At 63.7% G+C, this 16,250-nt stretch carries 12 protein-coding genes; 4 read left to right on the forward strand and 8 right to left on the reverse strand.

What is annotated here, in order from left to right:
• The first annotated feature begins 151 nt into the window (after positions 1-151).
• Positions 152-1,834: an alkaline phosphatase D family protein gene (locus P4U43_RS05845; protein ID WP_277357876.1), complete on the forward strand. Its 1,683-nt coding sequence runs from the start codon at positions 152-154 to the stop codon at positions 1,832-1,834.
• Positions 1,835-1,844: 10 nt separating this feature from the next.
• On the opposite strand, the gene P4U43_RS05850 is transcribed toward P4U43_RS05845, so the two are convergent.
• Positions 1,845-2,507 carry an MBL fold metallo-hydrolase gene (locus P4U43_RS05850; protein WP_277357877.1) on the reverse strand — a complete coding sequence of 221 codons (663 nt, stop codon included), beginning with the start codon at positions 2,505-2,507 and terminating at the stop codon, positions 1,845-1,847.
• A 151-nt stretch (positions 2,508-2,658) separates the two neighbouring features.
• On the opposite strand from P4U43_RS05850, the gene P4U43_RS05855 reads away from it, so the two are divergent.
• Positions 2,659-3,090 (forward strand): Fur family transcriptional regulator, encoded by a 432-nt coding sequence (locus P4U43_RS05855; RefSeq protein WP_056548042.1) that lies wholly within the window; start codon positions 2,659-2,661, stop codon positions 3,088-3,090.
• On the opposite strand, the gene P4U43_RS05860 is transcribed toward P4U43_RS05855, so the two are convergent.
• The 6 genes from P4U43_RS05860 to guaB1 form a co-directional block, all read right to left on the reverse strand.
• On the reverse strand, positions 3,087-3,968 hold the full coding sequence (locus tag P4U43_RS05860; protein WP_277357878.1) for a metal ABC transporter permease: 882 nt from the start codon (positions 3,966-3,968) through the stop codon (positions 3,087-3,089). The genes P4U43_RS05855 and P4U43_RS05860 overlap by 4 nt on opposite strands.
• Entirely contained in the window at positions 3,965-4,795 is an 831-nt protein-coding gene (locus tag P4U43_RS05865) for a metal ABC transporter ATP-binding protein (protein WP_277357879.1), read from the reverse strand. The genes P4U43_RS05860 and P4U43_RS05865 overlap by 4 nt, the downstream gene beginning before the upstream one ends.
• Positions 4,796-4,839: 44 nt before the next feature.
• The gene (locus P4U43_RS05870) at positions 4,840-5,811 is read right to left on the reverse strand and encodes a metal ABC transporter solute-binding protein, Zn/Mn family (RefSeq protein ID WP_277357880.1); all 972 of its coding nucleotides are present in this window, start codon (positions 5,809-5,811) and stop codon (positions 4,840-4,842) included.
• A gap of 133 nt (positions 5,812-5,944) precedes the next feature.
• Positions 5,945-7,045 carry a hemolysin family protein gene (locus tag P4U43_RS05875; protein WP_277357881.1) on the reverse strand — a complete coding sequence of 367 codons (1,101 nt, stop codon included), beginning with the start codon at positions 7,043-7,045 and terminating at the stop codon, positions 5,945-5,947.
• Positions 7,042-8,391, reverse strand: a complete 1,350-nt coding sequence (locus tag P4U43_RS05880) for a hemolysin family protein (protein ID WP_277357882.1) — start codon at positions 8,389-8,391, stop codon at positions 7,042-7,044. Before P4U43_RS05880 ends, P4U43_RS05875 begins: the two co-directional genes overlap by 4 nt.
• Before the next feature lie 390 nt (positions 8,392-8,781).
• The gene (gene guaB1 / locus P4U43_RS05885) at positions 8,782-10,230 is read right to left on the reverse strand and encodes a GMP reductase (protein ID WP_056548034.1); all 1,449 of its coding nucleotides are present in this window, start codon (positions 10,228-10,230) and stop codon (positions 8,782-8,784) included.
• Between the two features lie 233 nt (positions 10,231-10,463).
• Here guaB1 and P4U43_RS05890 point away from each other — a divergent pair, with 233 nt between their 5' ends.
• Positions 10,464-14,318 carry a multifunctional oxoglutarate decarboxylase/oxoglutarate dehydrogenase thiamine pyrophosphate-binding subunit/dihydrolipoyllysine-residue succinyltransferase subunit gene (locus P4U43_RS05890; RefSeq protein ID WP_277357883.1) on the forward strand — a complete coding sequence of 1,285 codons (3,855 nt, stop codon included), beginning with the start codon at positions 10,464-10,466 and terminating at the stop codon, positions 14,316-14,318.
• Positions 14,319-14,447: 129 nt separating this feature from the next.
• The gene (locus P4U43_RS05895) at positions 14,448-15,047 is read left to right on the forward strand and encodes a GDSL-type esterase/lipase family protein (RefSeq protein WP_277357884.1); all 600 of its coding nucleotides are present in this window, start codon (positions 14,448-14,450) and stop codon (positions 15,045-15,047) included.
• Positions 15,048-15,090: 43 nt separating this feature from the next.
• Here P4U43_RS05895 and P4U43_RS05900 read toward each other — a convergent pair whose 3' ends face one another.
• Entirely contained in the window at positions 15,091-16,062 is a 972-nt protein-coding gene (locus P4U43_RS05900; RefSeq protein ID WP_277357885.1) for a zinc-binding dehydrogenase, read from the reverse strand.
• Between the last annotated feature and the right edge of the window lie 188 nt (positions 16,063-16,250).

Raw genomic sequence — 16,250 nt, forward strand, 5'->3', positions numbered from 1 at the left:
CCTTATGAATGTGTGACCGGTGGCACGCCGGTCACAGGTGTGAGCCAAGTTCACCACAGCTCCGCGGTCCCCTCCAAGCCGGCGGCGCACACCTGGTGACCAAGCGGGCAGGGCTCTGGTCCTGAAGGGCGTCACGGGGTACAAAAGGGTAATGACAGCTTCACTGGTGCTCGGTCCCATGCTCCGGTATGTCGATGAAACCTCGGCGACGCTATGGATGGAAACCAGTACAGCCTGCACGGTCGAGTTGCGCGCGGATGGAAAGACGTGGACCGCTGCCACGTTCGGCGTCCATGGTCATCACTATGCGCTGGTCGAGGCGGAGCATCTTCCGCCGGGCACCACCGTGGAGTACACCGTAGACATAGCCGGCGAGCGCGCATGGCCGGAACCTGCCTCTGAATTCCCTGCACCGTCCATCCGTACGCTTCATCCTCAGGGGCGGCTGCGCCTCGCCTTCGGCTCATGCCGGACCAGCGTCCCGCATGACGCGCTCGGCAACGCCGGCCACGGCGTCGACGCGCTGCGCGCCTTCGCCCTGCATCAGGCCCTCCACAACGACGACGGTGCCCGCCCCGATCTGATCGCCTTCCTCGGCGATCAGGTCTATGCGGATTCAACGAGTAAGGAGATGCAGGACTTCATCCGTTCACGGCGCTCCCTTGATGATCCGCCGGGTGAGGAGCTGAAGGACTACGAAGAGTATGCCCACCTGTACAAACTCGCCTGGTCCGACGACGCCAACCGCTGGCTGCTCTCCACCGTTCCCAGCGCGATGATGTTCGACGACCATGACATCCGCGACGACTGGAATGCCTCCCTCACGTGGCGGGAGAAAATGCACGGCACCTCCTGGTGGCAGGGCCGCATCGTTGCCGGACTAGCCTCCTACTGGGTATATCAGCACCTCGGGAACCTTTCTCCGGTTGGACGCGCCGACGACATTCTCTGGCAGAGAATCCGCGCCCATCAGGGCCCTGACGAACTCGATCTCACCGCGGACCTCGAAGCTTTTGCCGAACGGGCAGACGCCGAGCCGTCCAGCTACCGCTGGAGCTATTGCCGGGACATCGGGGACGTGCGGATCATCACTGTCGATTCACGTGCGGCACGCGTGCTCGATCCTGGGCAGCGCTCCCTTCTGGATGATGCCGAACTCGCCTGGCTGGACGAACACTTCCAGGGCGGAGTGCGGCACTTGATCGTTGCAACCTCGCTTCCGTTCCTCCTCCCGCGCGGGCTGCACCATATCGAGTCATGGGACGAAGCCCTGGCAGAGGGTGCCTGGGGGAAGCGGGGGTCGCGCATCGGCGAGGCGCTGCGGCAGGCACTGGACCTTGAGCACTGGGGCGCGTTCCAGCGCAGCTTCAAGGTGGTCGCGGACCTCGCGACCGAGGTGGCTGACGGCAAGCGCGGGTTGGCACCCGAGACCGTGACCTTCCTTTCCGGTGACGTGCACTTTTCCTACATAGCAGAGGTTGAACGGTCCTCGGGCAGCCGGATCATCCAGGCCGTGTGTTCCCCGATCCGCAACCCGCTCCCCCGCGCTCTGCGCTTTGCCACAGTGGTGATGTCCTACGGCGTCGCAGGCCCGGTGGGAGCACTGGCTGCCCGTTCCGTGAAGGTGCCGAAGCCGCCCTTCTCCTGGAAGAGCATCAGGGGTCCCTGGTTCGACAACAACCTGGCGGTTCTTGAAGATACCGACGACGGGTTGAGCCTGCGCTGGGCAACCGGCGCCACTGACGGCGATCCGCGCGCTCCGCAGCTGAAGGAAGTTGCAACCTACACCGTTTCACCGCGCAGCCCGGAATCCCGGAAGTCGCCGGATGGATGATGCCCGAGGCTCAGAGCTCGACGCTCCGGCCTGGATCCAGGTGCTCGAAGTCCGTCCCGTAGTGCTTCCCCAGCCGGGAGACGTGCCCCTCGACCATCGCCAGTCCGGTCCCGTTCAGCAGTGCGTCATGAATCTGGTGCGCCCTCTCTGCGCGGACTGAGGTGACGAAATCAATTACCTCAGCCGTCTTCGACCACGGGGCGTGAACCGGCACGAGGAGCGTCTGCACCTGCACGCCGTGAGGAACGATGAACGAATCGCCCGGGTGGTAGAGGGCACCGTTGATCAGGTAGCCGATGTTCCTCACCACCGGGATGTGCGGATGGATGAGGGCGTGTTGTCCGCCGAAGGTCTGCACCGTGAAGCCCGCGATGGTGTAGCTGCGCTCCGGTTCGACTGAGTGCACGCGCGCGGCCGCGCCGTCATCGTCCAGCGCCTCCCTCAACTGGGCAGCGACGCCCTGGGGTGCATACACCTCCAGTAGTGAGTCGGCGCGGATGGCAGCGCTGATTCGTTCCCGGTCGAAGTGGTCGGCATGTTCATGGGTAATCAGGACCGCCGCCGCGCCGGACACTGCCTCCTCGACTTCGGAGAAGTTCCCGGGATCCAGGACAAGAGCTGTCCCGTCCTTCTCGACCCGGACGCACGCGTGGGTGTACTTGGTGAGCAACATGCGCCCACACTACCGCCGTCGCGACGCTCCGTCTCCGGTTCCGCGCAACCGATAGGGACAACGGCCGGTGCTACCCTTGACCCGGGTTCATTCCGGAGCATCGGTCCGGAAATCCACTGCAGATTCCGAGAGTGAGGTGACCTAAGCGGACATGCCAGCTGAAGCAGGCCAGCCAACACGCAAGGGCTCGGAACAGCGCGTCACACGGCAGCGCCGGGCAGTCAGCGCAACCCTCGATGAGCTGGACGACTTCGTCAGCACTCAGGAGCTCTACCGCAAAATGCACGAGCGCGGCGAGTCGGTCTCGCTGGCAACCGCCTACCGGATCCTTCAGTCGATGGCCGACGACGGCCTGGTGGATGTGCTGCGGAACGGCGAGGGAGAGGCTGTCTACCGCCGGTGCGCCGTCGAACATCACCACCATCACCTGCTCTGCCGCAGGTGTGGACGGGCAGTGGAAATCGAAGCGCCGGCGGTCGAGCAGTGGGCTGCCCGCATGGCGCAGGAGCACGGGTACACCGAAGTTGCGCACACGGTTGAGATTTACGGGCTGTGTCCGGAGTGCAGCGCCGCAAAGGCTTAGGCGGGCTGGACGGCCCGGGATTCCGACGCCGTCGCCTTCTGTGCGCGACGCCAGCTGATAGCTCTGCACACCAGGTAGATCACGAAGGAAATGGTGGTCACGTAGGGACTGATGGGGATCCGTCCACCCAGCGCCAGCAGGATCCCACCAACCACCGATGTGCACGCGAATGCGACGCTCAACAGCACCACCAGCCGCGGTGACGAGGTGACCTTGAGCGCTGCCGCAGCGGGAGTGATCAGCAGCGCGAGCACCAGCAGGGCGCCCACAACCTGAATGGACAGCGCCACGGAGACTCCAAGCAGGAACATGAAGATCAGCGAGAGACCGCGCACCGGCACACCGCGCGCCTCTGCAAGATCCGGGTCCACGCTGGCGAAGGTCAGCGGACGCCAGATGGCGCCAAGGGCAACCATGACGACGACGGCGCACCCCGCCAGGAGCGTCAGTTGAACCTGGTCAACTGAGACGATCTGCCCCGTGAGCAGACCGAACTTGTTGGCCGCCCTGCCCTCGTAAAGGGCCAGGAACAGGATGCCCAATCCGAGCCCGAACGGCATGATGACGCCGATGATCGAGTTACGGTCGCGCGCCCGGATGCCCATCAGTCCAAGCAGGATCGCGGCGATCACTGAGCCGATCAGCGAGCCGAACACCACATTGGCCCCGATCAGCAGTGCGAAGGCGGCTCCGGCGAAGGAGAGTTCGGCAATGCCGTGAACTGCGAAGGCAAGGTCCCGCATCATTACGAAAGTGCCGATCAGGCCGCCCAGCAGGCCCAGCACTGCGCCGGCCCAGATCGAATTTTGCACCAGCGGCAGGAGTTCGCTGTAGTTGTCGAACGTGAAAACGGCCTGGAGCATCTCCTCGAACGTCATTGCTGCGCTACTTCCGCGTGGTGGTGGGTGGTTGCATCCGGCAGGCCCACGACAACAATGCGGCCGTTGTTGTGGATGACGTCCACCCTGCTGTCGTAGAGATCGGACAGCACTTCGCTGGTCATCACGTCCTGTGGCCTGCCCACACGGAACTGTCCGCCTGCCAGATAGAGGACGCGGTCAACATAATCGATGATCGGATTGATCTCATGCGTCACGAAGACAACGGCGGTGTTGTGCTTACGGCATTGATCATTGATGAGCCGGCTCACCGCCTGTTGGTGGTGGAGGTCCAGCGAAAGCAACGGTTCATCGCACAGCAGTACCTGCGGGTCGGTAGCCAGCGCCTGCGCGGCACGCAGGCGCTGCTGCTCGCCGCCGGACAGTCGCCCGACCGGCGCATCCGCATACGACGACGCGCCCACCTTTTCCAGGAGGGCATCCACGGTTCGCCGGTAGGATGCGCCGCCTCGGCGAAAACCCCAGCGGTGCCCGTCCGCTCCCAACCCCACCAGGTCCCTCGCACGCAGGGGGGTCTCCGGCGCGAACGACTTCTGCTGCGGTATGTAACCGAATGCCCGGCTTCCACGGTGCAGTGCGTGGCCGTTCACGGTGGCTGTCCCCGAGTCCAACTCCTGCAAGCCCAGGAGAACCCGCAGCAAGCTGGTTTTCCCCGACCCGTTGGGACCAAGCACAGCAAGGAACTCACCCGGCCGGATGTCCAGCTCCAGGTCATGCCATAGGCTCCGGCGACCAAAAGAGAGCGAGGCTGAGCGCAGGCTCACCACGGGGTGAGCGGCAGCATCGCCGTCGTCGTCGGTGACCATGAAGTCTCCTAAAGCCGTGGGAGGGAGGGTCTTGGCCAATTCTGTCAGGACTTCAGGGCTTCAGCGATGTTCTCGACGTTGGCGCTCATCCAGGAGAGGTAATCCTCGCCCGCCGGAAGCGTCTCAGTGAACTGAACGACCGGCACGGACGCGGCCTCGGCGGTGCTGCGTACCGCCTGTGTCTGCGGGCCTTCGGTTTGCTCGTTGTAGGCCAGGAAGGCAACGGACCGGCTCTGAACGAGTTCCTGCATCTCGTTCAGCGCCGCAACGGGCACATCGGCCCCCTCCTCGATGGCCTCCGTGTAATCGGCGGGGGTGGCATCCTTCAGCCCGGCGGCCTCCAGCAGGTAGGCGGGAACGGGTTCGGTTGCGGCCACGGTCCTACCGTCCGCCTCCGAGGCCAGGGCCTCGGCCTGGCCCTGCAGCCCTGCGACTTCCTCTGCGAACGTGTCCGCGTTGCTCTCATAGGTGTCTGCATTAGCCGGGTCCAACTCAGCGAGCTTTTCCCCGATAGCATCAGCAAGGTCTGCCATGGCATCGAGGTTGTACCAGACGTGTTCGTTGAAGGATCCGTGGTCATGCTCGTCCTCCGAGTGCGCCTCCTCCTCCGCGTGGGCTTCATCCTCGGGAGCTACGCCCGAAATCCCGACGGCGCTGAGCACGTAGTCATGATCCATTTCCACCGAGTCGGCGAGCTGGTGAAGGAAGGGATCATAACCTCCGCCGTTTTCCACCAGCAGGTCAGCTTTGGACACAGCGAGTTTGTCCTGCACTGTCGCCTCATAGGAGTGCGGATCCTGGCTAAGGCTGTTGACGATCGCCGTTACCTCGACGTTCTGCCCACCCACGGTTTCAACGATGCTGCCGTAGACATTCGTGGAGGTCACAACCTGCAGGGCTCCCGACTCTGCCGTCTCTCCGGCGCTGCCGGCGTCCTGTCCGCAGCCGGCCAGAGCCAGCGGAAAAAGGGCTACAGCGGTGAGCGCCGCCGTCGTTCGCGCGGAAATGCTGCGCATGAAGGTCCTCGATCTGTTCCAGGGGATAGCAAAGCGGTTCAAGTGGATGGACCAACTCTAACCTAAACGCGAATCATTCGCATTTCGCGTCCGGTGCCGCCCGCTCGCAGGAGGAGGGAGCCGAAGCGCTCGCCTAGCGTGCTTCTGTGGTGCCGAGGTTGACGCCTTCCTGAAGCGATTCGCCGGTTCTCCTCAACCCCTGGTTCTGCGTAGCATCGCGGATTTCGCCAATCAACTGCTCGATGACGTCCTCCAGAAAGAGAACACCGCGCGCCTGGCCGTCCTGCGTCATGACACGAGCGAGGTGGGATCCAGTGCGCTGCATGGTGGCCAGCGCGTCCTCGATCTCATCGTCCATGCTCAGGTTCGCAAGCGCGCGAACCTTGTTCTCCGTAATGGGCCTGGCGTACGCCTGTTCCGGCATGGACATGACATCTTTCAAGTGCATATAGCCGGTGAGATTGCCGAGTTCATCCACCAGCACAAAACGGGAGAACCCGGTGCGGCCGACCGCCCGCTCAAACTCCTCGGGAGTGGAATCGGTTCCGAGGGTAACCAGCTCATCCAACGGGACCATGACTGTCCCTGCTGTCTGCCCTGAAAACTCCAGTGCGCTGCTGATCAGCCCGGCGTCGTCATCCACGAGCCCGTGGCGCGTCGATTCCTGCACAATGGACTGCACCTCTTCCAACGTGAAGGACGAGGTCACCTCATCCTTCGGCTCGATGCGCAGGGCGCGCAGGATGTGGTTGGCGGTCCAGTTCAGGCTGGAAATCACCGGGTGCACAACCTTCGCTACCATAACCAGCGGCGGCGCGAGGAGCAGGGCAGCCTTGTCAGCTACCGACACCGAAATGTTCTTCGGCACCATTTCGCCGAACGTCACATGCAGGAACGTCACGAGCGCCAGCGCGATACCGAATGCAATGCCGTCCGCAAGGCCTCCCGGCAGACCGATCGCCTCAAGCGGTACCACCATCAGATGGTGGATGGCAGGCTCGGCCACCTGAAGAATGAGCAGCGAACATACGGTGATGCCCAGCTGCGCGCAGGCAAGCATGAGCGAGACGTGTTCCATCGCCCAGAGCGTAGTGCGCGCCCGCTTGGACCCCTCCTCCGCGAGCGGTTCGATCTGGCTCCGGCGTGCGCTCATGATCGCGAATTCCGCACCGACGAAGAACGCATTGCCGATCAACAGAAGGACCAGCCAAAGAATTCCTGCCCAGTCGCTCATCGGATGCCCCCTACTGACGAGGCGCCGTCGCCGGACTGCCCGGATTCCGCGGGCTCGACCGGGAGGAAGCTGATGCGGTCAATGCGGCGCCCATCCATGCGTTCCACCTCGAGGATTCCACCGGGCACCTCCACCCGGTCACCGACCTCGGCGATCCGGCCCAGGACAGACATCATGAAACCGCCGACCGTCTCATAACCTGCTTCATCGGGCACCGACAGGTGCGGGACCTGGTCGCTGACCTCGTCCGGGCGCATGATTCCGGGGAAGAACCAGTTCCCGGCGGCGCTTTGCAGTACACCGGGCTTGAGCTTGTCGTGTTCATCTGCCACCTCGCCGACGATCTCCTCGACCAGGTCTTCGAGCGTGACCACACCAGCCGTGCCGCCGTACTCATCGAGTACTACAGCGAGCTGCAGGTTGGCCTCCCGGAGCTCACTGAGCAGGGAATCAAGATGCACCGTCTCGGGAACCCGGAGCACGTCGGTCATGATGGTGCCGGCCGGAAGTTCGGCGCGTCTGGACCGCGGCACGGCGACCGCCTTCTTCACGTGCACCACCCCGCGGATGTCGTCGGGCGATTCCCCGATCAGCGGGAACCGGGAGTATCCCGTTCTTCGTGCCAGATCAACGACGTCGGCCACAGTTTCATCGGATTCGATGGTCGCCATCCGGATCCGCGGCGTCATGACGTCCGCTGCTGTGCGCTCGGAGAAGCTGAAGGTGCGAGCGAGGAAGTTCGCTGTGCCCTGATCCAGGGTTCCCATTTCTGCCGACCGGCGCACGAGTGAGGACAGCTCTGACGGTGACCGCGCTCCCGAAATCTCCTCTTTCGCTTCCAGGCCGAACAGGTGCAGGACCCGGTTGGAGAAACCATTGAGGACAACGATCGCGGGTTTGAAGATTGCCGTGAAGAGGAGTTGCGGGCGTGCGAGTGCCCTGCCGACTTTGAAGGGCAGGGATATTGCCATGTTCTTGGGCACCAGCTCACCGATGAGCATCGAGAGCAGCGTCGCCAGGACCATCGCGAGGATGAGTGAGATCGAAGACCGCGCGGTGTCCGGGACACCGAGGGCAGCCAATGGCGACTCGAGAAGACGCCCCACTGACGGTTCCATGACGTAACCGGTCAGCAGGGTGGTCAGCGTGATGCCCAGCTGACAGCTGGAAAGCTGGGTGGAAAGCGACTTGAGGCAGCGAAGAAGCGGCTCCGCGCGCTTGTCGCCCTCGTCGACTGCCCGCTGGACGTAGGTCTGATCCAGTGCGACGAGCGCAAACTCGACGGCAACGAAGAAGCCGGTGCCGAGGATCAGCAGCAGGCCGATGGCCAGGTAAAACCACTCCATTAGCTGATCACCGCCAGGGTGAGCCTGGATGCGCCGATTCCAACCGGCGCGCCGGGTTTCGGAGGTTCCGCCGGTTCGGAGGAGTCATCCAGCTGGGTGACGTCCGTCGACGGGGAAGTCCCGCACGTGGGCTCTCCTAGAGGGACGGTAACCGCGCCGGCCGCACTAACTGCAGCTGGTCCGCTTACCGCGGACCGCGAAGGGGGTAGGTGATGGGCATGGAGACGGGGATTGCCGGCACTGGATGGCTGCGCTGCGCGTCGGATCAATGCTGACTGTCGCTGCGTGCGCGCCATGGTCCGGCCCCTAGAAGGACTGTCCATAAGGTTTCCAGTTTACAGCAACAGCACCGCAGCTGACACGGAAACGGGCAGTGCCGCCGTCGTAGTTTTACCAGCTCTGCTGCAGCGGGCGGCCTTCCTCATAGCCCGCCGCCGACTGCACGCCGACAATGGCGCGTTCGCGGAATTCAGCGAGGGAGCGCGCGCCCGCGTAGGTCATTGAACTGCGGACACCGGCAGTGATCATGTCCAGCAGGTCCTCCACACCGGGGCGGGCAGGGTCGAGGTACATCGTCGAGGTCGAGATGCCCTCCTCGAACAAGCCCTTGCGTGCCCGCGCAAAGACGTCATCGCGCTGGGTCCGGTTCTGCACTGCGCGGGCGGAGGCCATGCCGAAGCTCTCCTTGTACTGTCGGCCCTGGCTGTCCGTCTGCAGGTCCCCGGGGCTTTCGTAGGTACCGGCAAACCAGGATCCGATCATTACCTGGCTGGCCCCGGCAGCCAGCGCCAGGGCGACATCCCGCGGGTATCGGACTCCACCGTCCGCCCAGACATGCGCACCCAGCTCTGCGGCCGCCTGCGCACATTCGCGGACGGCAGAAAACTGCGGACGACCAACCGCGGTCATCATCCGGGTGGTACACATGGCGCCCGGACCGACACCTACCTTAATGATTGACGCGCCTGCTTCGACGAGGTCGCGAACGCCGTCGGCGCTGACCACGTTGCCGGCGACCACCGGCACGGATGGATCGAGCGACGCGACAGCCTTGAGCGCATCCAGCATCTTGCGCTGGTGACCATGGGCGGTGTCCACCACCAGCACGTCCACGCCGGCAGCAAGCAGCTCGGCTGCCTTGGCGGCGACATCTCCATTAATTCCGACCGCCGCTGCGACGCGCAGGCGCCCCTCGTTGTCCGTGGCCGGCTGGTAGATCGTGGAGCGCAGTGCCCCTTTGCGCGTGATGACACCCGCCAGCTGTCCGTCCCGCGTGACTGCCGCGAGGGAAGCGCCGGCAGCATCGAGTTCTTCGAAGGCCTGCTGCAGCGCGGTGTCACGATCCTGGGAGAAACGCGAGGCGTCGAGCGTGAGCGCACTCCGCATCACCGACTCCAGCGAGGCGAACCGGTCCACTCCCTCGCAGTCAGCTGCGCGGACCATTCCCACACAACGGTTGGCGTCGTCGACGACCATCACGGAGCCATGGGCGCGCTTATTGATCAGGTGCAGCGCATCAATCACAGTGTTCCCGGGCTGCAGCTTCAGCGGGGTTTCGAAGACGAGGTCGCGCTGCTTGACCCATCCGGTGACTTCGCTGATGACCTTCGTGGGGATGTCCTGCGGCAGTACGGCCAGTCCGCCGCGCCTGGCCACGGTTTCCACCATGCGGCGACCGGTAACGGCCGTCATGTTCGCAACGACCAGAGGGATGGTGGTTCCCGTTCCGTCGTCGCTCGCGAGATCGACGTCGAACCGTGAGATCACTTCGGATGAGGACGGAACGAGGAAAACGTCCGAATAGGTAAGGTCAGTTGAGGGCGTGTTGATGAAACGCACGGGAGCTCCTGCAGTCGGTTACACAAGCGAGTGTATGCCGAATCCGGCACCTGTCCGGGCACATGGCGAGCCATTGGAAAAGCTACGCGGGGGTAAGCCCCGGAGATTGGCTTGTTGCCTGAAACTGTCATTAGACTGAAGGGCAGGTCAACAGGGTCAGGCGAGCGCCGATTGGAACCTTCTGCGGATCTTTTTGGGCCAAAGGGCAACTCATGGAAGAGGGCGTATAACAAGTGCCACAACAACCCAACCACCGTCTACCGGAAGAATTCGGCGGGAACGAATGGCTTGTGGATGAGCTCTATGAGCAATTCCAGCAGGACCGAAACTCGGTAGACAAGAAGTGGTGGAGCCTTTTCGAATCGTTCGAGTCGGACAACACCGGCTCAGACAACGGGCGGCATTCAGCCAAGCGTTCGTCCGGTTCGGACCCAAATCCGCCTACGCGGGAGCTACCCGTTGTCCAGGCGGAACAGGATGCTCCGAAGGCGTCGGGTGAATCCCCCGCTGCAAGCCAGGAGTCCGGAATGCCCCCGGTGCCCAAGGAAGAATCAAAGAACAAGAACTCAGGTGAGCCGGCAGCCTCGGCGAAGCCGTCGGGTGAGGCCAAGCCGGCCGCTAAGGCTGAACCGAAGACCGAAACCAAGCCGGAAAAGGCTCCCATTCCCGCCCAGCTCCCGAAGTCCGAGCTGAACCCCGAGATGGATGAAGACTCAGTCACGGTGCTTCGCGGGCCCGCCAAGGCGATCGCCACCAACATGGATGCCAGCCTTACGGTGCCCACCGCCACCAGCGTGCGTGCCATTCCGGCGAAGCTGCTCATCGACAACCGCGTCGTGATTAACAACCATCTGGAGCGTGCGCGGGGCGGCAAGGTCTCCTTCACCCACATCATCGGATACGCGATCATCCGCGCGCTTGCCCAGTTCCCGTCGCAGAACGTGTATTACGACATCGTGGACGGCAAGCCCGCCGCCGTGCAACCGGCTCATGTGAACTTCGGTCTGGCTATCGACATGCCTCGCCCGGACGGCAGCCGGCTGCTGGTGGTGCCCAACATCAAAAAGGCGGAGACGCTCAACTTCTCCGAGTTCTGGCACTCTTACGAAGATCTCGTCAAGCGGGCGCGCGGGGGCAAGCTCGGTGCGGACGACTACGCCGGCACTACCGTTTCCCTTACCAACCCGGGAGGAATCGGGACCGTGCACTCGGTCCCGAGGCTCTCCAAGGGGCAGGCCTGCATCATCGGAGCCGGCGCACTGGAGTACCCGGCGGCCTTCCAGGGCGCCAGCGAAAAGACACTTGCCCAGCACGCCATCAGCAAGACAATCACCCTGACCTCCACCTATGACCACCGGGTCATCCAGGGTGCGGGCAGCGGTGAGTTCCTGCGGATCGTGCACCAACTTCTCCTGGGCGAGCAGAACTTCTACGATGAGATCTTTGAAGCGCTGCGTATTCCGTACGAGCCCGTCCGCTGGAGCGCAGATATTCAGGTTGATCCCATGGATGAGATCAACAAAGTTGCCCGAATCCAGCAGCTCATCCATGCCTACCGCGTACGCGGACACCTCATGGCGGACACCAATCCGCTGGAGTACGTGCAGCGCAAGCACGCGGATCTCGATGTACGTACCCATGGACTTACGCTGTGGGACCTCGACCGCGAATGGCCGACCGGCGGCTTCGGCGGCAAGCCTGCCCTCAAGTTCCGCACCATCCTCGGTGTGCTCCGGGACGCTTACTGCAGGACCACCGGTATTGAATACATGCACATTCAGGACCCTGAGGAACGCCAGTGGTTCCAGGACGAGCTTGAGCATTCATACTCCAAGCCCAGCCGCGAGGAGCAGCTGCGCGTCCTCCACCGCCTGAATGCCGCTGAGGCGTTTGAAACCTTCCTGCAGACAAAGTTCGTCGGCCAGAAGCGGTTCTCACTCGAAGGTGGTGAGTCGCTTATTCCGCTATTGGACGCAATCCTTTCCGACGCCGCAGACGACGGCCTTGATGAGGTCGCGATCGGCATGGCCCACCGCGGACGCCTGAACGTCCTCACCAACATCGCCGGCAAGACCTACGCCCAGGTTTTCCGGGAGTTTGAGGGTACACAGGATCCGCGCTCGGTCCAGGGTTCCGGTGACGTGAAGTACCACCTCGGAACGGAGGGCACCTACACCTCGGACAGCGGCAACGAGACCAAGGTCTACCTTGCGGCCAACCCGTCACACCTCGAGGCTGTTGACTCGGTGCTTGAGGGCATTGTCCGCGCCAAACAGGACCGCCTGGACCAGGGAGATACCTTCCCTGTCCTGCCCATCCTGGTTCACGGCGACGCCGCCTTCGCAGGCCAGGGAGTGGTGGCGGAAACGCTGAACCTCTCCCAACTGCGCGGGTACCGCACCGGTGGAACTATTCACATCATTGTCAATAACCAGGTCGGCTTCACCACCTCGCCCACAGCATCCCGCTCGTCTGTCTACTCCACGGACGTGGCAAAGATGGTGCAGGCACCGATCTTCCACGTAAACGGTGATGATCCGGAGGCCGTGGTCCGCGTAGCACAGCTCGCCTACCAGTTCCGTCAGCGGTTCAACAAGGACGTCGTTATCGACATGGTGTGCTACCGCCGGCGCGGTCACAACGAGGGCGACGACCCCTCGATGACCCAGCCGATGATGTACAACCTGATCGAGGCGAAGCGTTCGGTGCGCAAGCTGTACACCGAGGCCCTCATCGGTCGGGGCGACATCAGCCAGGAAGAAGCCGAGCAGGCTTTGCGCGACTACCAGGAACGGCTGGAGCGGGTCTTCGCTGAGACCCATGCAGCCCAGACCTCCCCCATCCCGGTAGTCACCAAGGATGCAGCGGCCGTCTCCGACATCGAGCGCCCTATCGCGCAACGCGGAGACAACAGTGTCGGAGCCCCGGCAAGCACGGCAATCACGGCGGAGACGCTCGCGCACATCGGCAAGGCGCACCTTGCCTTCCCGGAGGGCTTCACGGTCCACCCCAAGCTCAAGGCCCTGCTTGAAAAACGCGAGCAGATGTCCCGCGAAGGCGGAATCGACTGGGGCTTCGGCGAGATCGCAGCGTTCGGGTCGCTGCTCATGGAGGGCGTCCCCGTGCGCCTTGCCGGGCAGGACTCCCGCCGTGGGACGTTCGTGCAGCGGCACGCAGTGTTCCACGACCGCGCCAATGGCAACGAGTGGCTACCGCTTGGTGAACTCAGTGAGGGGCAGGCCAAGTTCTGGATTTATGACTCCCTACTGTCAGAGTATGCGGCCATGGGCTTCGAATACGGCTACTCGGTGGAACGCCCTGACGCGCTGGTGCTGTGGGAAGCGCAGTTCGGCGACTTCGTCAATGGCGCGCAGACCATCATCGACGAGTTCATCTCCTCTGCCGAGCAAAAATGGGGCCAGCGTTCGTCGCTGGTGCTGATGCTCCCGCACGGTTATGAGGGACAGGGACCGGACCATTCGTCGGCGCGCATCGAGCGTTTCCTGCAGATGTGCGCTGAGGACAACATGGTGGTAGCCAACCCCACGACGGCGGCATCGCACTTCCACCTGCTGCGGCGACAGGCCTACACCCGCCCCCGCAAGCCGCTCGTGATTTTCACGCCGAAACAGCTGCTGCGGCTCAAGGCTGCAGCGAGCGCCGTCGAGGACTTCACGCAGGGCAGCTTCAAGCCGGTCATCGAGGACACCGCGGGGCTCAACCCGTCGGACGTCACGCGGGTCCTGCTGGTATCCGGTCGGCTCTACTATGACCTGGCAGCAGCGCGGCAGAAGGCGGACGACACTTCCACCGCCATTCTGCGGGTTGAGCAGCTGGCGCCCCTCCCGGTCGATGCGATCAAATCCGCGATCGCCGCCTACCCCAATGCTGACCTGGTGTGGGCGCAGGACGAACCGGCCAACCAGGGACCGTGGCCCTTCATCGGCCTGAATCTTCCCCAGCACCTGGACCGCGGGCTGAACCTGGCCTCCCGTCCTGCTTCAGCCTCGACGGCTACCGGATCCGCGAAGCACCACGCGGTGGAGCAGGAGATCCTCATCAAGAAGGCTTTCGACCGCAATCCCTGAGCCTTCAGCCCGAACGTACAATGGGCAGGGCCTGTCGGGACCCTGCCCATTGGCGTTCCCCGCACCAGGTCGCAGCCGCGGCTTGACGGCCCGACGAGTAACAACCCGACAAGCAACCAGAGGGAAAACGTGGAACAACGCAGAATAAGGCTTGCCGCTGTGGGAGACGAGCTGCTGGCAGGACTCGGTGATCCACGCGCGCTCGGTTGGCTGGGCCGGGTGCTGGCGCGAACAACACCGGATAACGCAACGCTGGAAACGTTCAGCCTTGCTGCGCCCGGCGAGGGCACGGAAGCGCTGGCGGCACGTTGGTTGGAAGAAGCTTCCCGCAGGTTCTCGGACAGTACCGAGAACCGGCTGCTGATTGCGCTCTCGGATCGGGACCTTGACCTCGACCTTTCAACGGCACGCAGCCGGCTCAACCTTGCCAACATCCTCGACGGCGCAGCACACATGAGCGTCAAGGTGCTCGTTGTTGGACCGCCGCCCGGGCTGGACGCCGAGCGCAACCGCAGGCTCGCTGACCTCTCAGCGGCGTTCGCTGACGTGACCACCCGACGAAAGCATGTCTATGTGGACACTTTCACTCCCCTGCACGCGCACGAACAGTGGCGCTCGGACCTCGCTGCCAACGGTGGCGGACCAGGGCAGTCAGGCTACGGCCTGATGGCCTGGCTTGTCCTGCACCGCGGCTGGTTCCAGTGGCTGGAGATTCCCGCGCCCGCCTGATTCATCAGGCCCTCTCAGGGTCATGATTCCGCAGGAAGCGCGCCTACGCTCCGTGGTCGAAGACCACCTTGCCGAATACCTCTCCGGCCGCCATGCGCTCGAAGCCTGCCCGCGCGTCCTCCAGCGGATGCACAGAGTCGATGACCGGACGCACGCCGGTTACCGCAAGGAACTGTGCGAGGCGTTCCAGCTCGTTCCGGGTCCCCATCGTGGAACCCAGGACACGCAGCTGCAGAAAAAACACACGGTTAAGGTCCGCTGACGGAGCGGGGCCGCTCGTAGCACCGCAGGTGACCACAGCGCCGCCCGGCTTCAGCGCTTTCAGGGAGTGCGCCCAGGTGGCTTCCCCAACGGAATCGAACACCACGTCCACCCGCTCCGGGAGGCGGGCACCGGCGTCGAACACTTCGTGTGCGCCGAGCTTCCTCGCCCGGTCCTGTTTCCCGGCGCTGCGGCTGGAAACCCATACCCGGTAGCCCGCCGCGCGCGCCAGCGCGATAAGCGCGGTGGAAACCCCTCCCCCGGCGCCCTGTACGAGGATGGTCGAGCCCGGTGCTGCCGGCGACGTGGTGAACAGCATTCGGTACGCCGTCAGCCAGGAAGTCGGCAGGCATGCGGCCTCCTCGAAACTGAGATCCGCAGGTTTGGGTACGAGGTTCCGCTCCGGCACCCACACGAAGTCCGCTATGGTGCCCGGATAACTTTCCGACAGTAGTGAACGGCGGGGGTCAAGGGTCTCGTCGCCCTGCCAACCGGAAGCGGAAATGACACTGTGCACGATCACCTCGTTGCCGTCGTCGTCCACTCCCGCGCCGTCGCAGCCCAGAATCATGGGCAATTTGTCCTCGCCGAGGCCAATGCCGCGCAGTGACCAGAGATCGTGGTGGTTCAGGGCTGAGGCACGCACGCGGACCCTCCGGAAACCTGCCGGTGGCTCGGGTTCGGGGAGCTCACCCATCCGCAGGCCGTCGAGCGGGGATTGGGCGGACACTGACTCGGCATACACTGCGCGCATTCGGCGCTCCTTCGCTAGGGACCGGCTGAGAGACGTTCCGCTCCATCCTAGGCAGGTGCTGCGGCGCATATGGGTTGCAACGAGCCGGCCTGCACGTTTAGGTTCGTGCCGCCTGCGTGTGGGAGAATGGAGGGCAGTCCGGACCCATGTGGTCGATCGGCAAAGCCACAACAGGCAACATAAGGAGG

This window comes from Arthrobacter vasquezii (genome assembly GCF_029455255.1).
Taxonomy (GTDB): Bacteria; Actinomycetota; Actinomycetes; order Actinomycetales; family Micrococcaceae; genus Arthrobacter_D; species Arthrobacter_D parietis.